Annotated in this window: 22 protein-coding genes and 1 riboswitch; of the genes, 7 read left to right on the top strand and 15 right to left on the bottom strand. The window is 72.4% G+C overall.

Features of this window, described 5'->3' with window-relative positions:
* The first annotated feature begins 33 nt into the window (after positions 1–33).
* On the top strand, positions 34–1,677 hold the full coding sequence (locus GXP74_RS03860) for a DNA repair helicase XPB (RefSeq protein WP_182450007.1): 1,644 nt from the start codon (positions 34–36) through the stop codon (positions 1,675–1,677).
* Between the two features lie 6 nt (positions 1,678–1,683).
* Here GXP74_RS03860 and GXP74_RS03855 read toward each other — a convergent pair whose 3' ends face one another.
* Both GXP74_RS03855 and GXP74_RS03850 read right to left on the bottom strand, forming a co-directional pair.
* Entirely contained in the window at positions 1,684–2,418 is a 735-nt protein-coding gene (locus GXP74_RS03855) for a DUF4232 domain-containing protein (RefSeq protein WP_182450006.1), read from the bottom strand.
* Between the two features lie 173 nt (positions 2,419–2,591).
* A complete protein-coding gene (locus tag GXP74_RS03850) occupies positions 2,592–2,771 on the bottom strand; it encodes a hypothetical protein (RefSeq protein ID WP_182450005.1) in 180 nt (59 codons plus the stop codon).
* A gap of 455 nt (positions 2,772–3,226) precedes the next feature.
* On the opposite strand from GXP74_RS03850, the gene GXP74_RS03845 reads away from it, so the two are divergent.
* Entirely contained in the window at positions 3,227–5,197 is a 1,971-nt protein-coding gene (locus GXP74_RS03845; RefSeq protein WP_225448552.1) for an AAA family ATPase, read from the top strand.
* Between the two features lie 10 nt (positions 5,198–5,207).
* Here the strand turns inward: GXP74_RS03845 and GXP74_RS03840 are convergent, their stop codons facing one another.
* A complete protein-coding gene (locus GXP74_RS03840; protein ID WP_182450003.1) occupies positions 5,208–6,212 on the bottom strand; it encodes a deoxyribonuclease IV in 1,005 nt (334 codons plus the stop codon).
* A gap of 62 nt (positions 6,213–6,274) precedes the next feature.
* The gene (locus GXP74_RS03835) at positions 6,275–6,982 is read right to left on the bottom strand and encodes a copper homeostasis protein CutC (RefSeq protein ID WP_182450002.1); all 708 of its coding nucleotides are present in this window, start codon (positions 6,980–6,982) and stop codon (positions 6,275–6,277) included.
* Between the two features lie 310 nt (positions 6,983–7,292).
* Between GXP74_RS03835 and GXP74_RS03830 the strand changes: the two genes are divergently transcribed.
* A complete protein-coding gene (locus GXP74_RS03830; RefSeq protein ID WP_182450001.1) occupies positions 7,293–8,513 on the top strand; it encodes a DUF4190 domain-containing protein in 1,221 nt (406 codons plus the stop codon).
* Between the two features lie 19 nt (positions 8,514–8,532).
* Positions 8,533–9,204 (top strand): hypothetical protein, encoded by a 672-nt coding sequence (locus GXP74_RS03825; protein ID WP_182450000.1) that lies wholly within the window; start codon positions 8,533–8,535, stop codon positions 9,202–9,204.
* Here GXP74_RS03825 and GXP74_RS03820 read toward each other — a convergent pair.
* The 6 genes from GXP74_RS03820 to thrC form a co-directional block, all read right to left on the bottom strand.
* Complete coding sequence (locus tag GXP74_RS03820) at positions 9,185–9,481, bottom strand: DUF4031 domain-containing protein (RefSeq protein ID WP_182449999.1); 297 nt, start codon at positions 9,479–9,481, stop codon at positions 9,185–9,187. The genes GXP74_RS03825 and GXP74_RS03820 overlap by 20 nt on opposite strands.
* A complete protein-coding gene (locus GXP74_RS03815; protein ID WP_182449998.1) occupies positions 9,478–9,837 on the bottom strand; it encodes a hypothetical protein in 360 nt (119 codons plus the stop codon). Before GXP74_RS03815 ends, GXP74_RS03820 begins: the two co-directional genes overlap by 4 nt.
* A 130-nt stretch (positions 9,838–9,967) precedes the next feature.
* A complete protein-coding gene (gene groL / locus GXP74_RS03810) occupies positions 9,968–11,590 on the bottom strand; it encodes a chaperonin GroEL (protein WP_182449997.1) in 1,623 nt (540 codons plus the stop codon).
* 312 nt (positions 11,591–11,902) lie between these two features.
* Positions 11,903–12,103, bottom strand: coding sequence for a cold-shock protein (locus GXP74_RS03805; RefSeq protein ID WP_030255564.1), 201 nt, complete (start codon positions 12,101–12,103; stop codon positions 11,903–11,905).
* Between the two features lie 599 nt (positions 12,104–12,702).
* The gene (locus GXP74_RS03800) at positions 12,703–12,981 is read right to left on the bottom strand and encodes a MoaD/ThiS family protein (RefSeq protein WP_182449996.1); all 279 of its coding nucleotides are present in this window, start codon (positions 12,979–12,981) and stop codon (positions 12,703–12,705) included.
* Positions 12,978–14,258: a threonine synthase gene (thrC, locus tag GXP74_RS03795; RefSeq protein ID WP_225447699.1), complete on the bottom strand. Its 1,281-nt coding sequence runs from the start codon at positions 14,256–14,258 to the stop codon at positions 12,978–12,980. Before thrC ends, GXP74_RS03800 begins: the two co-directional genes overlap by 4 nt.
* Before the next feature lie 17 nt (positions 14,259–14,275).
* Positions 14,276–14,406: riboswitch (SAM riboswitch) on the bottom strand.
* A gap of 204 nt (positions 14,407–14,610) precedes the next feature.
* Here thrC and GXP74_RS03790 point away from each other — a divergent pair.
* Positions 14,611–15,576 carry a glucosyl-3-phosphoglycerate synthase gene (locus GXP74_RS03790; protein WP_182449994.1) on the top strand — a complete coding sequence of 322 codons (966 nt, stop codon included), beginning with the start codon at positions 14,611–14,613 and terminating at the stop codon, positions 15,574–15,576.
* Positions 15,577–15,606: 30 nt separating this feature from the next.
* A complete protein-coding gene (locus tag GXP74_RS03785) occupies positions 15,607–17,055 on the top strand; it encodes a trehalose-6-phosphate synthase (RefSeq protein ID WP_182449993.1) in 1,449 nt (482 codons plus the stop codon).
* Here GXP74_RS03785 and GXP74_RS03780 read toward each other — a convergent pair.
* From GXP74_RS03780 to GXP74_RS03770, 3 genes are all read right to left on the bottom strand, one after another.
* Positions 17,052–17,411 carry a hypothetical protein gene (locus tag GXP74_RS03780; protein ID WP_182449992.1) on the bottom strand — a complete coding sequence of 120 codons (360 nt, stop codon included), beginning with the start codon at positions 17,409–17,411 and terminating at the stop codon, positions 17,052–17,054. The genes GXP74_RS03785 and GXP74_RS03780 overlap by 4 nt on opposite strands.
* Positions 17,412–17,479: 68 nt before the next feature.
* Entirely contained in the window at positions 17,480–18,316 is an 837-nt protein-coding gene (gene otsB, locus GXP74_RS03775) for a trehalose-phosphatase (RefSeq protein ID WP_225447698.1), read from the bottom strand.
* A gap of 25 nt (positions 18,317–18,341) precedes the next feature.
* On the bottom strand, positions 18,342–18,572 hold the full coding sequence (locus GXP74_RS03770) for a DUF3263 domain-containing protein (RefSeq protein WP_182449990.1): 231 nt from the start codon (positions 18,570–18,572) through the stop codon (positions 18,342–18,344).
* A 126-nt stretch (positions 18,573–18,698) separates the two neighbouring features.
* On the opposite strand from GXP74_RS03770, the gene GXP74_RS03765 reads away from it, so the two are divergent.
* The gene (locus GXP74_RS03765) at positions 18,699–19,052 is read left to right on the top strand and encodes a cupin domain-containing protein (RefSeq protein WP_182449989.1); all 354 of its coding nucleotides are present in this window, start codon (positions 18,699–18,701) and stop codon (positions 19,050–19,052) included.
* 108 nt (positions 19,053–19,160) lie between these two features.
* On the opposite strand, the gene GXP74_RS03760 is transcribed toward GXP74_RS03765, so the two are convergent.
* Together GXP74_RS03760 and GXP74_RS03755 are read right to left on the bottom strand one after the other, a co-directional pair.
* A complete protein-coding gene (locus tag GXP74_RS03760; protein ID WP_182449988.1) occupies positions 19,161–20,042 on the bottom strand; it encodes a carbohydrate ABC transporter permease in 882 nt (293 codons plus the stop codon).
* A gap of 3 nt (positions 20,043–20,045) precedes the next feature.
* On the bottom strand, positions 20,046–21,014 hold the full coding sequence (locus tag GXP74_RS03755; protein ID WP_182449987.1) for a carbohydrate ABC transporter permease: 969 nt from the start codon (positions 21,012–21,014) through the stop codon (positions 20,046–20,048).
* Positions 21,015–21,055: the final 41 nt, after the last annotated feature.

The following is a 21,055-nucleotide window of genomic DNA, read 5'->3' as shown; positions in this document are numbered from 1 at the left end:
CGGGCCAGTCGCCCCTGCTGGAAAGGGACGCACGTGGACGGTCCACTCATCGTGCAATCAGACAAGACCCTGTTGCTGGAGACCAGCCACCCCAGGGCCGGCGACTGCCGCCGGGCGATCGCTCCGTTCGCGGAGCTGGAGCGGGCCCCCGAGCACGTGCACACCTACCGGGTCACCCCGCTCGGGCTGTGGAACGCCCGGGCCGCCGGGCACGACGCGGAGCAGGTGGTCGACGCGCTGGTCAGCTTCTCCCGCTACCCGGTGCCGCACGCGCTGCTGGTGGACGTCGCCGACACCATGGACCGGTACGGGCGGCTGACGCTGTCCAAGCACCCCGTCCACGGGCTGGTGCTGACCACCACCGACCGGCCGGTGCTGGAGGAGGTGCTGCGGTCGAAGAAGATCATCCCGCTGGTCGGCGCGCGGCTCGACCCCGACACCGTCGCCGTGCACCCCTCCGAGCGCGGCCAGATCAAGCAGGTGCTGCTGAAGCTCGGCTGGCCCGCCGAGGACCTGGCCGGGTACGTCGACGGCGAGGCGCACCCGATCGAGCTGGAGCAGGACGGCTGGGAGCTGCGCCCCTACCAGCAGCAGGCGGTCGAGGGCTTCTGGCACGGCGGCTCCGGCGTCGTGGTGCTCCCCTGCGGGGCCGGGAAGACCCTGGTCGGGGCCGCCGCGATGGCCACCGCCAAGGCCACCACGCTGATCCTGGTGACCAACACCGTCTCGGCCCGGCAGTGGAAGCACGAGCTGGTCAAGCGGACCTCGCTGACCGAGGACGAGATCGGCGAGTACAGCGGCACCCGCAAGGAGATCCGCCCGGTCACCATCGCCACCTACCAGGTGATGACGACCAAGCGGAAGGGCGTCTACGCGCACCTGGAGCTGTTCGACTCCCGTGACTGGGGCCTGGTCGTCTACGACGAGGTGCACCTGCTGCCCGCGCCGATCTTCCGGTTCACCGCCGACCTCCAGGCGCGGCGGCGGCTGGGCCTGACCGCGACCCTGGTCCGCGAGGACGGCCGCGAGGGCGACGTCTTCTCGCTGATCGGTCCCAAGCGCTTCGACGCGCCGTGGAAGGAGATCGAGGCCCAGGGCTACATCGCGCCCGCCGACTGCTGCGAGGTCCGGGTCACCCTGACCGACCACGAGCGGCTGGCGTACGCCACCGCCGAGCCGGAGGAGCGCTACCGCTTCTGCGCGACCACGGCGACCAAGCGCCGGGTCACCCAGGCCCTGGTGGAGAAGCACCGGGGTGTGCCGACGCTGGTCATCGGCCAGTACATCGACCAGCTGGACGAGCTCGGCGAGGCGCTGAACGCCCCGGTGATCAAGGGCGAGACCAGCAACCCGCAACGGGAGAAGCTGTTCGACGCGTTCCGGAACGGCGAGATCACCGTGCTGGTGGTGTCCAAGGTCGCCAACTTCTCCATCGACCTGCCCGAGGCCACCGTGGCCATCCAGGTGTCCGGCACCTTCGGCTCCCGGCAGGAGGAGGCGCAGCGCCTGGGCCGGGTGCTGCGGCCCAAGGCGGACGGGCACACCGCGCACTTCTACTCGGTCGTCGCCCGCGACACCGTCGACCAGGACTTCGCCGCGCACCGGCAGCGGTTCCTGGCCGAGCAGGGGTACGCCTACCGGATCGTCGACGCGGACGACGTGCTCCAGGCCGACTGAGCGGGCTCAGTCGGCCATCAGCACGACCGGGGTGACGTCGAGCGAGGGGCCGGAGCCGTCGGTGGCCGGGAGCGTGCCCTGGTTCCAGGCCAGGGTGTACGAGTGGGTCTCGTTGGGCGGGGTGATCACCATCGAGTCGACCCGGACGCCGCTGCCGCCGGTGTTGTTCACCGGGTAGTCGATGCTGAACAGGGCGCTGGCCCCGGGCGCCACGGTGATCGTCCGCGGGGTCTGCTCGGCGCGCGCCACCGCGACCGTCCCGTAGTTGGTCTTCAGGTCGACGCCGGGGAAGCCGTGCATGACGCAGCTGCTGCCGCCGTTGTTGGTGAGCTTGACCACCTCGGCGGCGCTGGTGTCGCCGACGGCCTGCGGGCCGCTGTCCGGACCGATGGCGAAGCCCAGGTGCGCGGTGGTGCACCTGGCCGCGGCCGGGCTGCCACCGGTGCTGCCGCCGGTGCCGCTGCCGCCGGTGGAGGCGACCGGGGCGGCGGTGCCCGGAGCCGGGGACGAGCCGCCGGACGCTCCGGCGCCCCCGCTGCCGGAGGAGCCGGTCGAGCCGGTCGAGCCGGAGGCCGGGCCCGAGGCCGGGCCCGAAGCCGACGGGCCGGAGGCCGCACCGGAGGCCGCGACCGAGACCTGTCCGCCCGCCGCCACCGAGCCGGTGCCGCCGCCGCACGCGCTCAGCGCCAGGCTGCCGAGAAGGGCCGCCGTCGCCGCAATCGCCACTCGCTGAACTCGCATCAGATCCCCTGGACACTCCGGCCACGGTCGGTACCGTGGGCTCCCGATCACTCTCATCTGTGCTCACGCCCCGAGCCGAGCTGCGGTTTCGGCGGTGACGTGGCTGTGACAAGTCCGTGAAGTTGTCCCGGAGCGGGCGGTTCGGTCCCCGGTGGTGTCGGTCCCCGGTGGTGTCAGTCCCTGATGGTGTCGCCGCCGAGGAGGACGACCCGCCACGCGGTGTCGAGGAAGACCCCGGCGCCGCGCAGCGCGGTGCGGACGGGGTGCCGGTGGCCCTCGTGGGGCTGCCTGGTGCTGCCGCTCCCGGCTCCCCCCTGGGCCCGGACCGTGGGGTTGATCTGCGAAGTAGCCATACCTCCACGGTAGGTTCCGGCGCGCCGGAACGGCGTCGCCCCGCAGGCCGATACGCGGTCGTACCGTCCCTCCTCCGCAGGGCGTAGCGCCGCTCCACCGCGAGGCGGTGCCGCCCCCGGAACCGGCTCGGGGCCGGGGCGGCCGGAAAACGGTTCGCGTCCGCGCCGCGCCCGGTCTAGCATGTCCGGTCTGCCGCCTTCCCCTCCGCACGGCCCGCCCACACACGGGCCCGCCGGAGCCGGGGAGTGCGCCGCCCGGTCGGAACCGGTCGGCTCTCCAACTCCATCGAAGAAGACTCATGGACCGCTGCGCGCCGGGTACCCCCCGGCAACCGCGCAGCCGGGAAGGCTCCCCCTTGTCCTCCACGCACACCGCCGCGGCCACCGGCGCCGACGACAACCCGCTGGACCGCGAGCGCGCCCACCTCGCCTCCTCCCGCGCCGCCCTCCGCGCCATGCGCGCGGACGTGGAGTCGCTGGACCTCTCCGACGTCACCGGGAACTGGGTGAACGCGGCGATCCTGCAACGCGAGATCTCCGACCGCATCAAGGCCCTGGCCGACCTGGCGCACACCCCGCTGTTCTTCGGCCGCCTCGACTACCTGCACGCCCCCGGACTCGACCTGGCGGAGGGCGAGCAGTTCTACATCGGGCGGCGGCACGTCCACGACGCCCAGGGCGACCCGATGGTCATCGACTGGCGCGCGCCGGTCTCCCAGCCGTTCTACCGCGCCAGCCGCAAGGACCCGCTGGACGTCGCGCTGCGCCGCCGCTTCGGCTACACCGGCGGCGACCTCACCGCCTACGAGGACGAGCACCTGACCGACCCGGCCGAGCTGGAGACCACCAGCGCGCTGCTCGCCGCCGAGATCGAACGCCCCCGCGTCGGCCCGATGCGCGACATCGTCGCCACCATCCAGCCCGAGCAGGACGAGATCGTCCGCGCCGACATCCACGGCAGCGTCTGCGTCCAGGGCGCGCCCGGCACCGGGAAGACCGCCGTCGGCCTGCACCGCGTCGCGTACCTGCTGTACGCGCACCGGGAGCGGCTGGCCCGGACCGGGACCCTGGTGATCGGCCCGAACCGCTCCTTCCTCCAGTACATCGAGCAGGTGCTGCCCGCCCTGGGCGAGCTGGACGTCGCCCAGGCCACGGTGGAGGAGCTGGTCGCGCACGTCCCGGTCACCGGCGCGGACCCGGCACCGACCGCCGTGGTCAAGGGCGACGCCAGGATGGCCCAGGTGCTCCACCGGGCGGTCCGCTCCGGCATCCGGATGCCCACCGAGCCCTGCCTGGTGGTCCGCGGCTCGCGCCGCTGGCGGATCCCGGCGTACGAGCTGGAGCAGCTCGTCCAGGAGCTGCTGGACCGCGACATCCGCTACGGCGCGGCGCTGGCCGCGCTGCCGCAGCGGATCGCGCACCTGGTGCTGGTGAAGATGGAGCAGGCGGGCGAGGCCCCGGACGACCGGGTGCAGGACGCGGTGGCCCGCAACCCCGCCGTCCGGGCGGCGGTCAAGGCCGTGTGGCCGGTGGTCGACCCGGTGAAGCTGGTGTTCCGGCTGCTCAGCGACGCCGAGTTCCTGGCCGACTGCGCCCGGGACCTGCTCACCCCCGAGGAGCAGCGGGCGGTGCTCTGGGCCAAGGCCCCGCGCGGCCCGAAGAGCGCGCCCTGGTCCCTGGCCGACGCCGTGCTCATCGACGAGACCCGCGACCTGGTGGAACGCACCTCCTCGCTCGGGCACGTGGTGCTCGACGAGGCGCAGGACCTCTCCCCGATGCAGTACCGGGCGGTGGGCCGCCGCTGCACCACCGGATCGACCACCGTGCTCGGCGACATCGCCCAGGGCACCACCCCGTGGGCGACCGCGACCTGGGCCGAGGCGCTGCACCACCTGGGCAAGCCGGAGTCCAGGGTCGAGGCGCTGACCAAGACCTTCCGGGTGCCCAGCGAGGTGATCCGGTACGCCTCCCGGCTGCTCCCCGGGATCGCGCCCGACCTGGCCCCGGCCGAGTCGGTCCGTGAGTCGCGGGGCGCGCTGCGGGTGCTGCCGCTGCCGGACGCCGAGGGCTCGACGGCGGCGGTGCTGGACGCCTGCCGCGAGGCGCTGGGCAACGAGGGCTCGATCGCGCTGATCGCCGCCGACGCCCGGATCCCGGCGCTGGGCGCGGCTCTGGAGGCGGCGGGTCTGCCCTACCTGGACCCGGGCACCGAGACCTCCGCCGAGTCCCGGCTGACGCTGGTCCCGGCGTCGCTGGCGAAGGGCCTGGAGTACGACTACGTGGTCCTGGACGAGCCGGCCGCGATCGTCGACGGCGAGCCCGACCCGCGGACCGGGCTGCGCCGCCTCTACGTCTGCCTGACCCGTCCGGTCTCCGGTCTGACCGTGCTGCACGCCAGGCCGCTGCCGTCCGCCCTGGCGGGCTGAGCCGCTCCGCTCAGCCCGCGGCCTGCTGCCGCAGCCGCTTGAGCAGCACCAGGTCGGCGGCGTAGCCCGCACCGGCGGCGGCGTCGCGGTCCGGCGTCTCCAGGATCAGCGGGACTCCGGCGGTGGCCGGGTGGGCGAACAGCTCCCGGAAGGGGTCGGCGCCGATCCGGCCCGCGCCGATGTTGGCGTGCCGGTCCCGGTGCGAGCCGACGGCGTCGGCGGAGTCGTTGGCGTGGATCAGCTTCAGCCGCCCGGGGCCGACGGACGCCGTGAGCGCGTCCAGCGCCGCGCCGACGCCGCCGACGGCGGCCAGGTCGTGACCGGCGGCGAAGGCGTGGCAGGTGTCCAGGCAGACGCCGACCCGGGGGTGCCGGTCCAGCGCGTCCGTGTACTCGGCCAGGTCCTCCAGCCGGGAGCAGAGCGAGCGGCCCTGCCCGGCGGTGGGCTCCAGCAGCAGCCAGGGGGCGTCCTCGCCGAGCGCGTCCAGCTCGTCCAGCAGCGGGCGGACGCCCTCGCGTACCAGCGCCAGCGCGGTGGCGTGCCGGGAGCCGCCGTCCGGCTCCGTGCCGACGGCGGAGCCGGTGTGCACCACCACGCCCGCCGCGCCGATCGCCCGGGCGCGGTACAGCGAGTGGCGCAGCGACTCGGCCGAGCGCTCGCGGGTGACCGCGTTGTCGGAGCCGAAGTTGATCAGGTAGGGGGCGTGCACGTAGGCGGGGATCCGCTGCTCCCGGCAGGCCTCGCGGAACGCCTCGTCCCGGGCCGGGTCCCCGGCCGGGGTGGCCCAGCCGCGCGGATTGGCGACGAAGACCTGCACCGCCTCCGCGCCGATCTCGCGCGCCCGCGCCAGCCCGGTCCCCACCAGCCCCCGACCGGCCACCGGCACGTGCGCCCCGACGGGATTGCGCGGCGCCGCTCCGCGAGCGGCGGCCCGGGCGGTCGGCGCGGTCGCGCCGCGGCGACCGGCCCGGGCGGTCGGCGTACCCGAAGGCTGCGGAGCAGCGGTCGCGTTCATCCCCGAAGCATCCCACCCACCCCCGCCGCGGGCGGGGGTGGCCGGTCCGCGGCGGGCCCGGTTCAGGCCGCGGCGCCCACCTCGGCGTCGACGAGGCGGCGCCACTGCTGGACCAGGCCGGTGTCCACCGGCGTGTCCCAACCGCCGGTGCGGACCATGCCGCCGACGTGGAAGCCGTCGACGCCCAGCGCCCGCAGTCCGGCGACCTGGTGCGTCTTCAGGCCGCCGCCGACCAGGATCTGCGGGTTGTAGCCCGGCTGGCCCGCGCAGGCGGTCTCGGTGGCGAGGACGTCCAGGCCGGAGGCCACCCCGGCCGGGGAGCCCGCCGTGAGCACGGTGTCCAGGCCGGGCAGTCCGTCGATCGCGGCCCGGACCGCCGTCCGGTCGGCGGCGTTGTCCAGGGCCCGGTGGAAGGTCCAGCGGCAGCCGGGGATGGCGGACAGCACGGTGCGGACCGCCTCCATGTCCACCTCGCCGTCGGCGGTGAGGAAGCCGAGGACGAACTCCTCCGCGCCCTCGGCCCGCAGCTGCTCCGCGGTGACGCACAGCGCGTCCAGGTCGCGGGGCAGGAAGCCGTCGCGGTCGCGCAGCATGACCCGCAACGGGATGTGCACCGCCGCCCGGATCCGGGCGAACTCCGCTACAGAGGGCGTGAGCCCGTCGGCGGCCATGTCACCGGCCAGTTCAAGGCGATCCGCGCCGCCGGCGGCGGCGGCTACCGCGTCCTGCGCGGAGGTGGCGATCACCTCGAAGATTGCACGCTTACTCACATGACGCCCTTTCTCATCCCCGCACCCGCCTGGCTCGATAGGTGCGTGCAATCTCTTACGGTCGACGGTCCGGGTGGCGCGAGGACAGCAACAGGTCTAGTCCACTGGGCCAGCGTAGATCCTGTGGGGCATTCACCGCATCCCCGCCGAGCTGCGAACATACGAACCAGCCCAAAGCCACCAAGGCCTCCACCCTCACCCCGAACAGCGTTCGCCGCATGTCCGCCGCCTTACCGAACGCCACCCGCCCCAGCCGGAACCAGCTACTGGTCATCAAGTAATCTCGCAGCTCAAAAGGGGGAACATGAGCATGCCGCTATCACCGCCCGAGCCGCCCGAGCCGCCCGAGCCGCCCGCCGCGCCCACTGAGCCCACGGAGCCCACGGAGCCCGCGGAGCCCACCGGGCCCGCCGCTCCGGCGGCGCCCCCGGCGGCCGCCCCGGCGGCATTCGCGCCGCCGCCCGGTCCCTGGGGGCCGCAGCCCCCGCACACCGTCTGGGCGGTGCCGAACCCGATGCCGGGCATGCCGGGCATACCGGGCTCCATGCCGGGCTCCATCCCGGACAACCGGACCAGCGGGCAGGCCATCACCGCCTTCGTGACCGGGCTGTTCGCGGTGGTCCCGGTCAGCGTGGTCTTCGGCATCGTCGCCCTGGTCCGGATCCGCCGCACCCGCCGGCGCGGGAAGAGCCTGGCCATCGCCGGACTGGTGCTGTCCGGCGGGTGGCTCGTGCTCGGCCTGTTCGGGCTGCTGTTCGGCGCGACCTACGCCTCGATGCACGCCACCACGGTGGGCACGGCGACCGGCGAGCGGCCGCTGCAGATGCTGCCGATCGGCACCTGCTACGACCAACCCTCGTCGGAGGTCACCGACTTCGTCCCGGTGGTGCCCTGCGACCAGCCGCACGACCGGCAGTTGTACGCGGTCCTGCGGTCCCCGACCGCCGACGCCGGAACGGGCGCGGACCAGCAGTGGTCCCAGGCCGCCTGCGTCAGGGCGCTGAGCACCGCGTTCCCTGATCCCGCCGGGGTGCTGGACGCGGCCTACGTCGACACCTACTACCCGGATCCGTCCTCCTTCCAGGAGGGAGAGCCGCTGACCAGCTGCGCGCTGTCCGCCAGGGACAGCGGCCAGCAGCTCACCGGGAGCCTGCCGGAGCCGGGCGGCACCAGCGGCCCGCTCCAGCAGCGCTACCTCCGGCTGACGCTCCAGGCGACGCTGCTGCGCGTCGAAGTGGCCGACAGCATCCCCGGCCAGTGGCAGTCGGCGCTGCCGCTGGCCGCCGCCCTCGCCCGGGCGGACCGGGCCGAGGCCAAGGTGCTCGAATCCGCGCCGCTCGGCGGCGGCTCCATGGCCGAGGACACCGCCGCGCTGGCCCAGGACGACCTGGCGGAGGCGGCGCAGGCGGACCGCCTGGCCTCGGTCACCTCGTCCGCCCAGTGGAGTGCGACGCTGGTCGACCTACAGCCGCCGCTGTGGCTCCAGGACGTCGACACACTCCGCTCCGCGCTGAACCTGAACACCGCCTGACGTCGGCCAGAATGGGGGCATGGCCCCGCACCCGCATCCCGACGCCGCGCTCGCCGACGAGCTGGTCGAGCGCTGGGGGGAGCTGCTGGGCCGGTTCCGGCCGCCGGGGGCGGAGCCGGACGCGGCGGCGTACGGGGAGCAGCTGGTGCGCCGCTGGGGCGAGCCGCAGCGGCGGTACCACACGCTGCGGCACCTGGACGCGGTGCTGCGGGCCGTGGACGCGCTGGCGGGGCCGCAGGCGCGGGACGCCGACGTGGTGCGGCTCGCGGCCTGGTTCCACGACGCGGTGTACGCGCCGGACCGGTCCGAGAACGAGGAGCGCAGCGCCCGGCTCGCCGAACGGGTGCTGGCCGAGCTGGGGCTGGCGCCGGGGGTGGTCGCCGAGACCGCCCGGCTGGTGCGGCTGACCGTGGACCACGACCCCGCGCCCGGGGACACCGCCGGGGAACTGCTCTGCGACGCCGACCTGGCGGTCCTCGGCGGCCCGCCGGGGGCCTACGCGGCCTACGCGGCGGCGGTGCGCGAGGAGTACGCCTTCGTGCCGGAGCCGGACTTCCGCCGCGGCCGGGCGGCGGTGCTGCGGCAGCTGCTGGCGCTGCCCCGGCTGTTCCGCACCCCGGGCGGGGTCGCCGCGTACCAGCAGCGGGCCCGGGCCAACCTGGCCGGGGAACTCAGGCAGCTGGCGGGCTGACCCGGCCCTGGGGTCGGCCCTGGTGGCGCTTGCGGCGGCGCAGCCCGGCGGCGGTGATCCGGGCGACCAGCTCGCGGCTGCCGACCGGCTGCGCGCCCGCCGCCAGCGCCCGCGCGTAGAGGCGTTCCGGCAGGTCGTAGTGGTCGCGTTCGAAGCCGCGCGCGGGGACGTCCAGGTCGCGCGCGAAGGCGTGCAACTCCTCGTACGAGCTGTCGCTGACCAGGTGCGACCACAACCGGCCGTGGCCCGGCCAGGTGGGCGGGTCGATCAGGATCATGCGCCGAGCGCTCCCACCGGGGCCACCACGATGCCCTCCTTGGGGCACACCCAGTGCGGGTCCGGCCCCAGTTCCGGCTCCACGCTGAGCGCCTGCGGGTCGCCGCCGACCGAGCAGCTGGCGCAGAGCGGCCACCGCCCGTAGGCCTCCAGCAGGGCGTCCTGGACGTCCTGGGCGACCAGCCCGAGCAGGAACTCGGCACCCTCCGGCCACTGCTCGACCCACCAGCGGCGCTGCGCGACGGCGTCCTCCAGCAGGGAGACCACGGTCGCGTCCGCGACATCGCGGGTGTTCAGGTCGCGCAGCACGTCGGCGCGGGCGGAGTGGAGTACGGCTTCGAGTCGGTCGGCGTCCATCGGACCATTGTCCCAAACCCCGCCGCCATGGGAAAAGCCGCGAGGCGGCTCCCGCCCGGGTACTGCCCGGGGGGAACCGCCTCGCGTGGAAACCGCTGATCTCGACCGGTCGCGGGGACCGGCGGCGGGATCAGAAGTCCATGTCACCGCCGGGCATGCCGCCACCGGCGGGCGCGGAGGCCTTCTCCGGCTTGTCGGCGATGACGGCCTCGGTGGTGAGGAAGAGCGCGGCGATGGAGGCCGCGTTCTGCAGCGCCGAGCGGGTGACCTTGGCCGGGTCGATGATGCCCGCGGCGATCAGGTCGACGTACTCGCCGGTGGCGGCGTTCAGGCCGTGGCCCGCCGGGAGGTTGCGGACCTTCTCCACCACGACGCCGCCCTCAAGGCCGGCGTTGAAGGCGATCTGCTTGATCGGGGCCTCAAGGGCGACCTTGACGATGTTGGCGCCAGTGGCCTCGTCGCCCTCCAGCTCCAGCTTGTCGAAGACGATCCCGGCCTGCAGCAGCGCCACGCCACCACCGGCGACGATGCCCTCCTCGACGGCGGCCTTCGCGTTGCGGACGGCGTCCTCGATGCGGTGCTTGCGCTCCTTGAGCTCGACCTCGGTGGCGGCACCGGCCTTGATCACGGCCACACCGCCGGCGAGCTTCGCCAGGCGCTCCTGGAGCTTCTCGCGGTCGTAGTCCGAGTCGCTGTTCTCGATCTCGGCGCGGATCTGGTTGACCCGGCCGGCGACCTGGTCGCTCTCGCCCGCGCCGTCCACGATGGTGGTCTCGTCCTTGGTGATGACGACCTTGCGGGCGCGGCCGAGCAGCTCCAGGCCCGCGTTCTCCAGCTTGAGGCCGACCTCCTCGGAGATGACCGTGCCGCCGGTGAGGATGGCGATGTCGCCGAGCATGGCCTTGCGACGGTCACCGAAGCCCGGGGCCTTGACGGCGACGGACTTGAAGACGCCCTTGATCTTGTTCACCAGCAGGGTCGACAGGGCCTCGCCCTCGACGTCCTCGGCGATGACCAGCAGCGGCTTGCCGGACTGCATGACCTTCTCCAGGATCGGGAGCAGGTCGCGGACCCCGCCGATCTTGGAGTTGGCGATCAGGATGTACGGGTCGTCGAAGGACGTCTCCATACGCTCCAGGTCGGTGGCGAAGTAGGCCGAGATGAAGCCCTTGTCGAAGCGCATGCCCTCGGTGAGCTCAAGCTCCAGTCCGAAGGTCTGCGACTCCTCGACGGTGATGACGCCTTCCTTGCCGACCTTGTCCATCGCCTCGGCGATGAGCTCGCCGATCTGCGGGTCGGCGGCGGAGATGGAGGCGGTGGAGGCGATCTGCTCCTTGGTCTCCACGTCCTTCGCCAGCTCCAGCAGCTGGGCGGAGACGGCCTCGACGGCCTTCTCGATGCCGCGCTTCAGGGCCATCGGGTTGGCGCCGGCCGCGACGTTGCGCAGGCCCTCGCGCACCAGCGCCTGGGCGAGCACGGTGGCGGTGGTGGTGCCGTCACCGGCGACGTCGTCGGTCTTCTTGGCGACCTCCTTGACGAGCTCGGCCCCGATCTTCTCGTACGGGTCCTCCAGCTCGATCTCCTTGGCGATGGAGACACCGTCGTTGGTGATCGTGGGGGCTCCCCACTTCTTCTCAAGGACGACGTTGCGGCCCTTGGGGCCGAGCGTGACCTTGACAGCGTCGGCGAGCTGGTTCATCCCGCGCTCAAGGCCGCGACGAGCTTCCTCGTCGAACGCAATGATCTTGGCCATGGAAGTGGTCCTCCCGGACAGGGTGGCTGCGTGTGGACCGCGCTGGCGCCCGCGACGGACGGACCCGGCCGACGACGGTTCCTTCCCGCCGCGCCCGGGGCCTCACCTACCCGGCCCGTTGTCACTCTCTACCTCAGAGTGCTAACGCCAATGATTAGCACTCGACCCCCTAGAGTGCAAGCAGATGAGACCGGAACGGCCGCCAGGCCCGTACCCCCGGGGGGTACGGGCCTGGCGGAAGACCTGCGTCGCTGCTTCGTCCGGAACGAGGCTCGGCCGGTCATGTTCAGTCAGCGATCGCTCGATCGCAGGTCACACCACGCGGACCATGTCCGCCTGCGGACCCTTCTGACCCTGCGAGATCTCGAACTCGACTCGCTGGCCCTCTTCGAGCGACCGGTACCCGTCCATCTGGATCGCGCTGTAGTGGACGAACACGTCCGCACCACCGTCGACCGCGATGAAGCCGTACCCCTTCTCCGCGTTGAACCACTTGACGGTGCCCTGAGCCATTCCAAACTCCCCTATTACTGGCCCTTTCACGGTCCGCACTCCGCGAACCGGACCGGAGCCGCCACGCGGGTGCGTGGCGCTGCGACCGACGCTGAATGTATCCACTCCAATGCCCTCTGCAACAGGGCATATGGGGGGCAATTATTGAGGGGCGTTAAGGGGCGAGAAGTAACCAACAGTGACAGAACGTGCCATTTCGGTCCGGACATAGCGGACTTCCACCGCAAATCGCCGCACGCATTCTGATGTATTGGCTGTGGCCCGTCCCTTGGCCGAATCTCAACCTCCGGGACGGCGGCGCCGAGCCCCGGGCGGGGATCCCGGTGACGGCCTGAAAAAAACCCGGAACGTACGATTCCGACGGAGGTGGCTCATCACCGCCCACAGGTCACTCTACCGCCGCCCGGGCCCTTTCCCGTCCACCCGGCGCCGGTGCCGTGTTTGAACCGCGCACAGTGGCGGCAGGCTGCGGATAAACCGCTTTTCGGGGCCGATTCCAGCGGGCCCGGTATTCCCCCGGGAAACACGGAACCCCGCCCCGGGAACGGAGCCGGGGCGGGGTTTCGAGTTGCGGCCGTGTTGCGGCCGTGTGGCAGCGGTCAGCAGCCGCCGGCGACCGCGGGAATGATCGAGACGACCGCGCCGTCCGGGGTGGCCGTGCCCAGGCCGTCCGCGAAGCGCACGTCGTCGTCGTTGACGTACACGTTGACGAAGCGGCGCAGCTTGCCGGTGTCGTCCAGGACGCGGTCCCCGATGCCCGCGTGGTTGGCGTCGAGGTCGGCGATCAGCGCGGCCAGGGTCGCGCCCTCGGCCTTCACCTCGGCCGCGCCACCGGTGTAGGTGCGCAGGATCGTCGGGATGCGGACGGAAACACTCATGCGAGGCCAGCCTCTCGGAACGAGTCAAGGGTGGGACGGATGGTCGCGGACAGGCCGGTGGTGGGTTCCACCGCGTCCAGGGTCTTCAGGCCGTCACCGGTGTTCAGGATGACGGTCTCGGCGGCGGGGTCGAGCAGCCCGTTCTTGACGAGCTTCCGCAGCACGCCGACGGTGACGCCGCCGGCGGTCTCCGCGAAGATGCCCTCGGTGCGGGCGAGCAGCTTGATGGCGTCCACCACCTGCTCGTCGTCGACGTCGTCGACCGCGCCGCCGGTGCGGCGGCAGATGTCCAGCACGTACGGGCCGTCCGCCGGGTTGCCGATGGCCAGGGACTTGGCGATGGTGTTCGGCTTCTGCGGGCGGACCACGTCGTGACCCGCCTTGAAGGCGGTGGACACCGGGGAGCAGCCCTCGGCCTGGGCGCCGAAGATCTTGTAGGGCTTGTCCTCGACCAGGCCGAGGGTGATCAGCTCCTTCAACCCCTTGTCGATCTTCGTGAGCTGCGATCCGGAGGCGATCGGGATCACGATCTGGTCCGGCAGCCGCCAGCCCAGCTGCTCGCAGATCTCGTAGGCCAGGGTCTTGGAGCCCTCGCCGTAGTAGGGGCGCAGGTTGACGTTGACGAAGCCCCAGCCCTCACCGGCCGGGTCGCCGATCAGCTCCGAGCAGAACCGGTTCACGTCGTCGTAGTTGCCGTCGATGCCGACCAGCTCGCCGCCGTAGACCGCGGCCATGACGACCTTGCCCTGCTCCAGGTCGTTCGGGATGAAGACGCAGGAGCGCAGTCCGGTGCGGGCGGCGGCGGCGCCGACGGCACCGGCCAGGTTGCCGGTGGAGGAGCAGGAGAGCGTGGTGAAGCCGAAGGTGCGGGCGGCCTCGACGGCGATCGCGACGACCCGGTCCTTGAACGAGTGGGTCGGGTTGCCCGAGTCGTCCTTGATGTACAGGCCGCCGGTGATGCCCAGCTCGCGGGCCAGGTTGTCGGCCTTGACCAGCTTGGTCCAGCCCGGGTTCAGGTTCGGGTGCTCGGCCACGTCGGCCGCGACCGGGAGCAGCGGCGCGTAGCGCCAGATGTTCTGCGGACCCGCCTCGATCCGGGCGCGCAGCGCCTCGGGGTCGCCGGTGGGCAGGTCGTAGGCGATTTCGAGCGGGCCGAAACACTCGGTACAGGCGAAGTCCGGGGCCAGCGGGGTGCGGGCGCCGCACTCCCGACAGGACAGGGCGGCGGCGGGGCCGAAGGACTCGGGTGTGATGGACTTAACAGCGGTGACTGCCATGATGGCGAGGCCCTCTCTCCTCATCTTCCCCGCGGCGTGTCTCGCCACGGGACGGAATTGGCACCTTCCCCACCAGCGGCGAAGCCGTACTGGCAGGAGGGTTGCCGGGACTTCGACGGGCCGTTCCCTCAGTCCCTCTGGATGAGCTCTATGGCGTCCGGACGTGACCCCTGGGTCAGCGCCGGTGCGCATTTGTAGGTAAGACTGGGCACCCCCGGTATGTCGGGCGCGCGCCGTCCCCAAGACTGTAGCCGAAGCTCCGTACCCCGATCACGATCGTCCGCGAGGCGAGACGGCCGGGCACCGCCGGCGGCGCCGGGGCGATCATGGAACACCACGACTGAGGAGTCCTGTGCTTGACGAGGTCGCGGACTGGCTGGGCCGCCGCTCCTGGACGGCCGCCGACCGCCCGCTGCCGCGGCTGCTGGCCGCGAAACGGGCCACCGGTTCGACGGTCAGCGTGGTGCTGCCCGCGCTGGACGAGGAGGCGACGGTCGGCGACATCGTCGCGGTGATCAGACGCGAGCTGATGGAGGCCGTGCCCCTGGTGGACGAACTGGTGGTGGTCGACTCCGGGTCCACCGACGGCACCGCCCGGGTCGCCGCCGCCGCCGGGGCGCGGGTGGTGCGCCGGGACGAGATCCTGCCGCGGCTGCCCGTCGAGCCCGGCAAGGGCGAGGTGCTGTGGCGCTCGCTGCTGGCGACCAGCGGCGACATCGTCTGCTTCGTCGACGCCGACCTGCGGGAGTTCTCCTCGGCGTTCGTCTCCGGCATCGTCGGGCCGCTGCTGACCGAGCCCGGGGTGGCCTTCGTCAAGGCCATGTACGACCGGCCGCTGGAGACCGGCACGGTGAGCATCCCGGCCGGTGGCGGCCGGGTCACCGAGCTGGTCGCCCGCCCGCTGCTGAACCTGCACTGGCCCCGGCTGGCCGGGTTCGTGCAGCCGCTCGGCGGCGAGTACGCGGCCCGCCGCTCGCTGCTGGAGCAGCTGCCCTTCGCCACCGGCTACGGCGTGGAGCTGGGCCTGCTGGTGGACGCGCTGGAGCTGGCCGGGCTGGACGCGCTGGCCCAGGTCGACGTCGGCGTGCGGTACCACCGGCACCAGGACGCGCAGGCCCTGGGCCGGATGGCGGCCGCCATCTACCGGACCGCGCTGGACCGGCTGGCCCGCGCCGACCGGCTGAAGGCGGGCGACGAACTGATCACTCCGCGGCTCACCCAGTTCACCCGTTCGCCCGAGGGCTTCACCCCGAACACCGTGCCGGTGCCCGCCATCGACCGTCCCCCCGTGGTCACCCTGCCCGAATACCGGGTTTGACGCGGCTCCGCCGAGGCAAGGCTCTTCACCATGGTCGAAACCAAGGTCGATGCCAGTCCCGCCCGGGTCCTGCTCGCCTCCAATCGCGGACCGGTGTCGTTCACGGTCGAGGACGACGGCACGCTGACGCCCCGCCGCGGCGGCGGCGGACTGGTCTCCGGACTGTCCGCGATCGGCGACGAGATCGAGTCGGTGTGGGTCTGCGCCGCACTGACCGAGGGCGACCGCGCGGCCACCCGGCAGGGCCTGACCGACCCCTCGGTACGCATGCTGGACATCGACCCGGGCACCTTCGCCCGCGCCTACAACGGCATCGCCAACTCCACGCTCTGGTTCGTCCACCACCTGATCTACAACACGCCCACGACTCCCGTGTTCGGGGCCTCCTTCCGCCGCGAATGGGCCTCCTACGAGGCGTACAACACGGCCTTCGCCGAGGCGCTGGCCGAGTCGGCCGCGCCCGGGGCGACCGTGCTGGTCCAGGACTACCACCTGTCACTGACACCCCGGCTGCTCCGCGAGCTGCGGCCGGACCTGCGGATCGGCCACTTCTCGCACACCCCCTGGGCCCCGCCGGACTACTACCGGCTGCTGCCCGACGACATCGCGGTGGACGTGCTCACCGGCATCCTCGGCGCGGACCGGGCCGGGTTCCTCACCCGGCGCTGGGCCGAGGCCTTCGCGGACTGCTGCGAGGCGGTGCTCGGCGCGACCGTGGACCGCACCGGCGGCACGCTCACGGTCACCCACGCGGGCCGCAGCACCCGCCTCGGCGTCCACCCGCTCGGCGCGGACGGCGACTTCCTGCGCGAACGGGCGCACCGCAGCGACGTCGACGCGCGGCTGGCGGCCCTGCGGGAGACGATCGGCGACCGGCGGACCATCGTCCGGGTGGACCGCACCGAGCTGTCCAAGAACATCGTGCGCGGCCTGCACGCCTACCGGCACCTGCTGCGCAGCCGCCCGGAGTGGCTGGACCGGGTGGTCCACATCGCCTTCGCCTACCCCTCGCGGCACGACCTGCCGGAGTACCGCGAGTACACCGCCTCGGTGCTGCGCACCGCGCAGGAGATCAACGACGAGTTCGGCACCCCGGACTGGCAGCCGGTCATGCTGCACGTGGACGACGACTTCCCGCGGTCGCTGGCCGCCTACCGGCTCGCCGACGTGGCCCTGGTCAACCCGATCAGGGACGGGATGAACCTGGTCGCCAAGGAGATCCCGGTGGTCTCCGACGAGGGCTGCGCGCTGGTGCTCTCCCGCGAGGCCGGGGCCTTCGCCGAACTGGCCGAGGACGCGCTGCCGGTCAACCCGTACGACGTGATCGCGACCGCCGAGGCGCTGCACACCGCGCTGACGATGGACCCGCAGGAGCGCGCGGACCGCTGCAAGCGGCTGGCGGCGGCGGCCACCGCGCTACCGCCGAGCGCCTGGTTCCTGGACCAGTACCAGGCGCTGGCCGTCTCCGACCGGCCCTAGACGGCGGAGTCGGTGTCGATGCCGAGGCCGCGCAGGTGGTCCAGGTTGGCCGCCTCCACCCGGCGGGCGGCGCGCCGGACGGTCGGCCGGAAGTCGTGCTGCTTGGTGCCGTTGTAGACGTTCTCGAACATCGCCGCAGGCGCGAAGTGCAGCAGCAGGTCGCCCAACGGGTAGGAGCGGCGCGCCCGCGGCGGCCCGAGCACGGCCCTGGCCCAGTGCACCGCGCTCAGCGCGATCTCCGGGTCCGGGTGCGGCTCACCCCGGCGGGCGGACCGGAACAGCTCGTCCCGCTGCTCCGTGCCCAGCGCGGCCCACTGCCTGCGGGACTCCTCGCGTACCCATCGTGCCTCGGCCATGGGTCCACGGTACGGGTACCCGGCCCGCGATCGCCGACCGGGTACCCGCCACCCGTCACGACAACTCCTCAGCGCTCCAACTGCTCGGCGAGCGCGGTCAGCAGCGCGACCACACCGTCGGGCCCGGGGACCACCAGGTCGGCGCGGTCGGCCAGGGCCGCCACCCGGGCCTCGCCGGTGGCCGGGGCGCTGCACACCAGCAGGCCGGGCAGGGCGGCGTCGGCCCGTAGCTCCTCGACCGCGGCGTAGGCGGCCAGGTCGCCGAGGTCGTCCCCGGCGAACAGCACGCTGCCGGCGTCCAGTTCGCGCAGCGCCGAGGTCAGCGCCACGCCCTTGTCCATGCCCGGCGGGCGCAGCTCCAGCACCATCCGGCCCGGTTCCACGGCCAGGCCGTTGCGGTCGGCCAGCGCCCGCAGCGGGGCGTCCAGCGCGGCCAGGGCGGCGGCGGGGTCGGCGGCGCGACGGGTGTGCACGGCCAGCGAGTGGCCCTTGTCCTCGATCCTGGCCCCCTCCGGCAGCGGCAGCTCGACCAGTTGGGCCCGCAGCGCGGTCACGCCCGGGTGCTCCTCGGGCGCGCGCAGCGCCCCGGTGGCGGCGTCCCAGCGCTCCAGGCCGTAGTGGCCGAGGACGATCAGCCGGTCGAGCCCGGTCGCCCCGGCGAAGCCGCCGAGCCGTACCGCGGTCTCGGCCGGGCGGCCGGTGAGCACCAGCACGGCGGCGAGCCTGGGCGCGAGCCGTGCCAGCGCGTCCACCGCCCCCGGATGGGCGTAGGCGCGTTCGGGGTTGGCCACGATCGGGGCCAGGGTGCCGTCGAAGTCGAGGGCGACCACGGCTCGGGCCGGTTCTTCGAGGAGGGCGGCGAGTCCGGCCGCTCCGGCCGTGGTGCGCGGTTCGGGGATGCTCATGGACCCGACCATAGAACGTCGGGGGCTAGCGGCGCGCCCGGCGCTGCTCACGCAGTCGGCGGAGCCGGTTGACCAGGAGCGGGTCGTGGGCCAGCGCGGCCGGGCGATCCAGCAGTCCGTTCAGCAGCTGGTAGTACCGGACCGGGGCGAGGTCCAGCTCGCCGCGTATCGCGGCCTCCTTGGCACTGGCGGTGCGCCACTGGCGGCCCTCCAGCGCCAGCACCGCTCGGTCGCGGTCGCTGAGCGAGTCGTCCATGCGCGCGTCTCCCTCCCCCGCCGATCCACCGCTGCCCGACAACGATACGACCTGTCACCCCGCCACGCCGGGAGCAGACAGCCTGCTGCTCCCGGTACCGGTCCGGGTGGCGCTAGCGTCGGGGCCATGACCAGCATCAGCAGCTTCGCCGTACACATCCCGGACGCCGACCTGGAGCCGGATCCGCTCGACCCGGAGCAGATCGTCGCGGGCTCGCCGGAGGTCTCCGGCGCGGTCCTGTGGGAGTCCGAGGACGGCAGGCAGATCCGGGGAATCTGGCAGATCACCCCGGGCACGGTGACCGACACCGAGGCGAACGAGCTGTTCGTGGTGGTCAGCGGCCGGGCCACGATCGCGGTCGAGGGCGGCTCGACCTTCGACGTCGGCCCGGGCGACGCCTGCGTGCTGCGCGAGGGCGACCGCACCACCTGGACGGTGCACGAGACGCTGCGCAAGGCGTACCACATCACCCTGCCGTAGCCGGGGCGCACGCGAGGAGCCCCGGCCGGGGTGGACGGATCCACTCCCGGCCGGGGCTCCTCGGCGTACGGGTGCCGCTCGACCGGCTGTACTACGCGACCGGCTGTGCTACTTGACGGATCCGGCGGTGAGGCCGGAGACGACCTTGCCTTCGATCAGGGCGAAGAGGATGATCACCGGGATGGTGGCGATCACCGATCCGGCGAACAGGTGGCCCCAGTCGATGGAGTACTGGCTGGTGTAGGTGGAGATCTTCACTGTCAGCGGTTCCACGTTGGGCTGGCTGGTCAGTGTCAGGGCGACGATGAACTCGTTCCAGGCGGCGATGAAGGTGAAGATCAGCGCGGTGACGATGCCGGGCATGGCCAGCGGGATGATCACCCGGAACATCGCGCCGATCCGGCTGCAGCCGTCGACGATCGCGGCCTCTTCGATCTCCTTCGGGATGGCCCCGAAGTAGGCGTTCAGGATCCACACCGCGAAGGCCATGTTGAAGCCCGCGTTGACCAGGATCAGTGCCCAGACCGAGTTGGTCATGTTGAACTGCAGGAACTCGCGGTAGATGCCGATGATCATCGCGGTGGGCTGGAACATCTGGGTGACCAGCACCAGCACCATGAACACGCCGCGGCCGCGGAACTTGCGGCGCGCGGTGTAGTACGCGGCCGGGATCGCGACGAGCAGTACCAGTGCGGTCGCCCCGAAGGCGATCTCCAGGCTGACGCCCAGGTTGGTGCCGATGCCGGTGGACCAGATGTTGGTGAAGTTGGAGAGGGTGAAGCTGTGCGGCAGCAGGTCCCGGTCGGCGACCTGGTTGTGCGGCCGCAGCGCGGTGATGATCATTTCGAGGTACGGCAGCAGGAAGACGATCCCGATGACGTAGGCGCCGCCGACGGTGATGACCGTGCGCAGTCGCGGTGGCTTGCGCTGCTTGGGGGCCGGCCTGGAGGACCTGGGCGCGGCGTGCGCGCGTGCGGTGTCGGTGGCCATTTGTCAGTCCTCCGCGGAGTTCCACTTGGACGCCCGCAGGAACAGCAGGACGATCACGATGATGAAGCCGAAGTTGACCACCGACATGGCGGCGGCCTCGCCGATGCTCGACTGCGAGGTGGTGTACATGAAGATGGTGCTGGTGGCGTCGGAGCTGTTGGCGTTGCCGCCGTTCATCTCGTAGATGATCGGGAACGAGTTGAACACGTTCATGACGTTGATCAGCATCGCGACCAGCAGGGCCGGGCGCAGCAGCGGCAGGGTGACCGACCAGTAGGTGCGCCAGACGGAGGCGCCGTCGAGTTTGGCGGCCTCGTACACCTCCGCGGGCACCGCTTGCAGGCCGGCGAGCAGGGCGTAGGTGGTGAACGGGACCGAGACGAAGACCGCGACGAACATCTCCCAGCAGAACGCGGGGACCTGTTCGGAGAGCCAGTTGGTGGCGTTGTACTGCTTGACGATGCCCAGGTCGTGGGCGAGGACGGTGATCGCGCCGTTGTTGGGGTCGAGCATCCACTTGAAGACGATGGCGGTCATCACGACCGACGCGGCCCAGGGGGCGATCAGAGCCCAGCGGGCGACCCGGCGGCCGGGGAACTGCTTGTTGAACAGTTGGGCGACACCGAGGGAGACCAGCATGGTGACCCCGACGACCACGACGACCCAGATGACGGTGCGGATCAGCACGCCGTCCAGGACCTGCTCGTCGAAGAGTTTGGTGAAGTTGCTCCACCCGGCCGAGCCGTGGTTGAAGCCCATCGAGTCGAAGCTCTGCCCCGAGGTCTGGAACATCGCGATGACGGGCCAGATCACCACGAACAGAATCAGTACGGTCGCGGGTGCCACCCAGGGCACCGGTTCCAGCGCGCGCGCCAGCCGGCGCAGCTGGCTCTCGGGCCGTCGCTGGCCCCGGCGGGGCCGCCCCGGACCGGGCGCCGACTCCAGCGCGTCGGCGTGAGTCGTTTGCGTCATGGTCTTCTCCATCGGTGCGCCCCCGCGGCCGGTGCGGTGAG

Source organism: Streptacidiphilus sp. P02-A3a (assembly GCF_014084105.1).
GTDB lineage: Bacteria > Actinomycetota > Actinomycetes > Streptomycetales > Streptomycetaceae > Streptacidiphilus.
The sequence above is the reverse complement of the archived record's forward strand: the minus strand, read 5'-3'. Positions and strand labels throughout refer to the sequence as shown.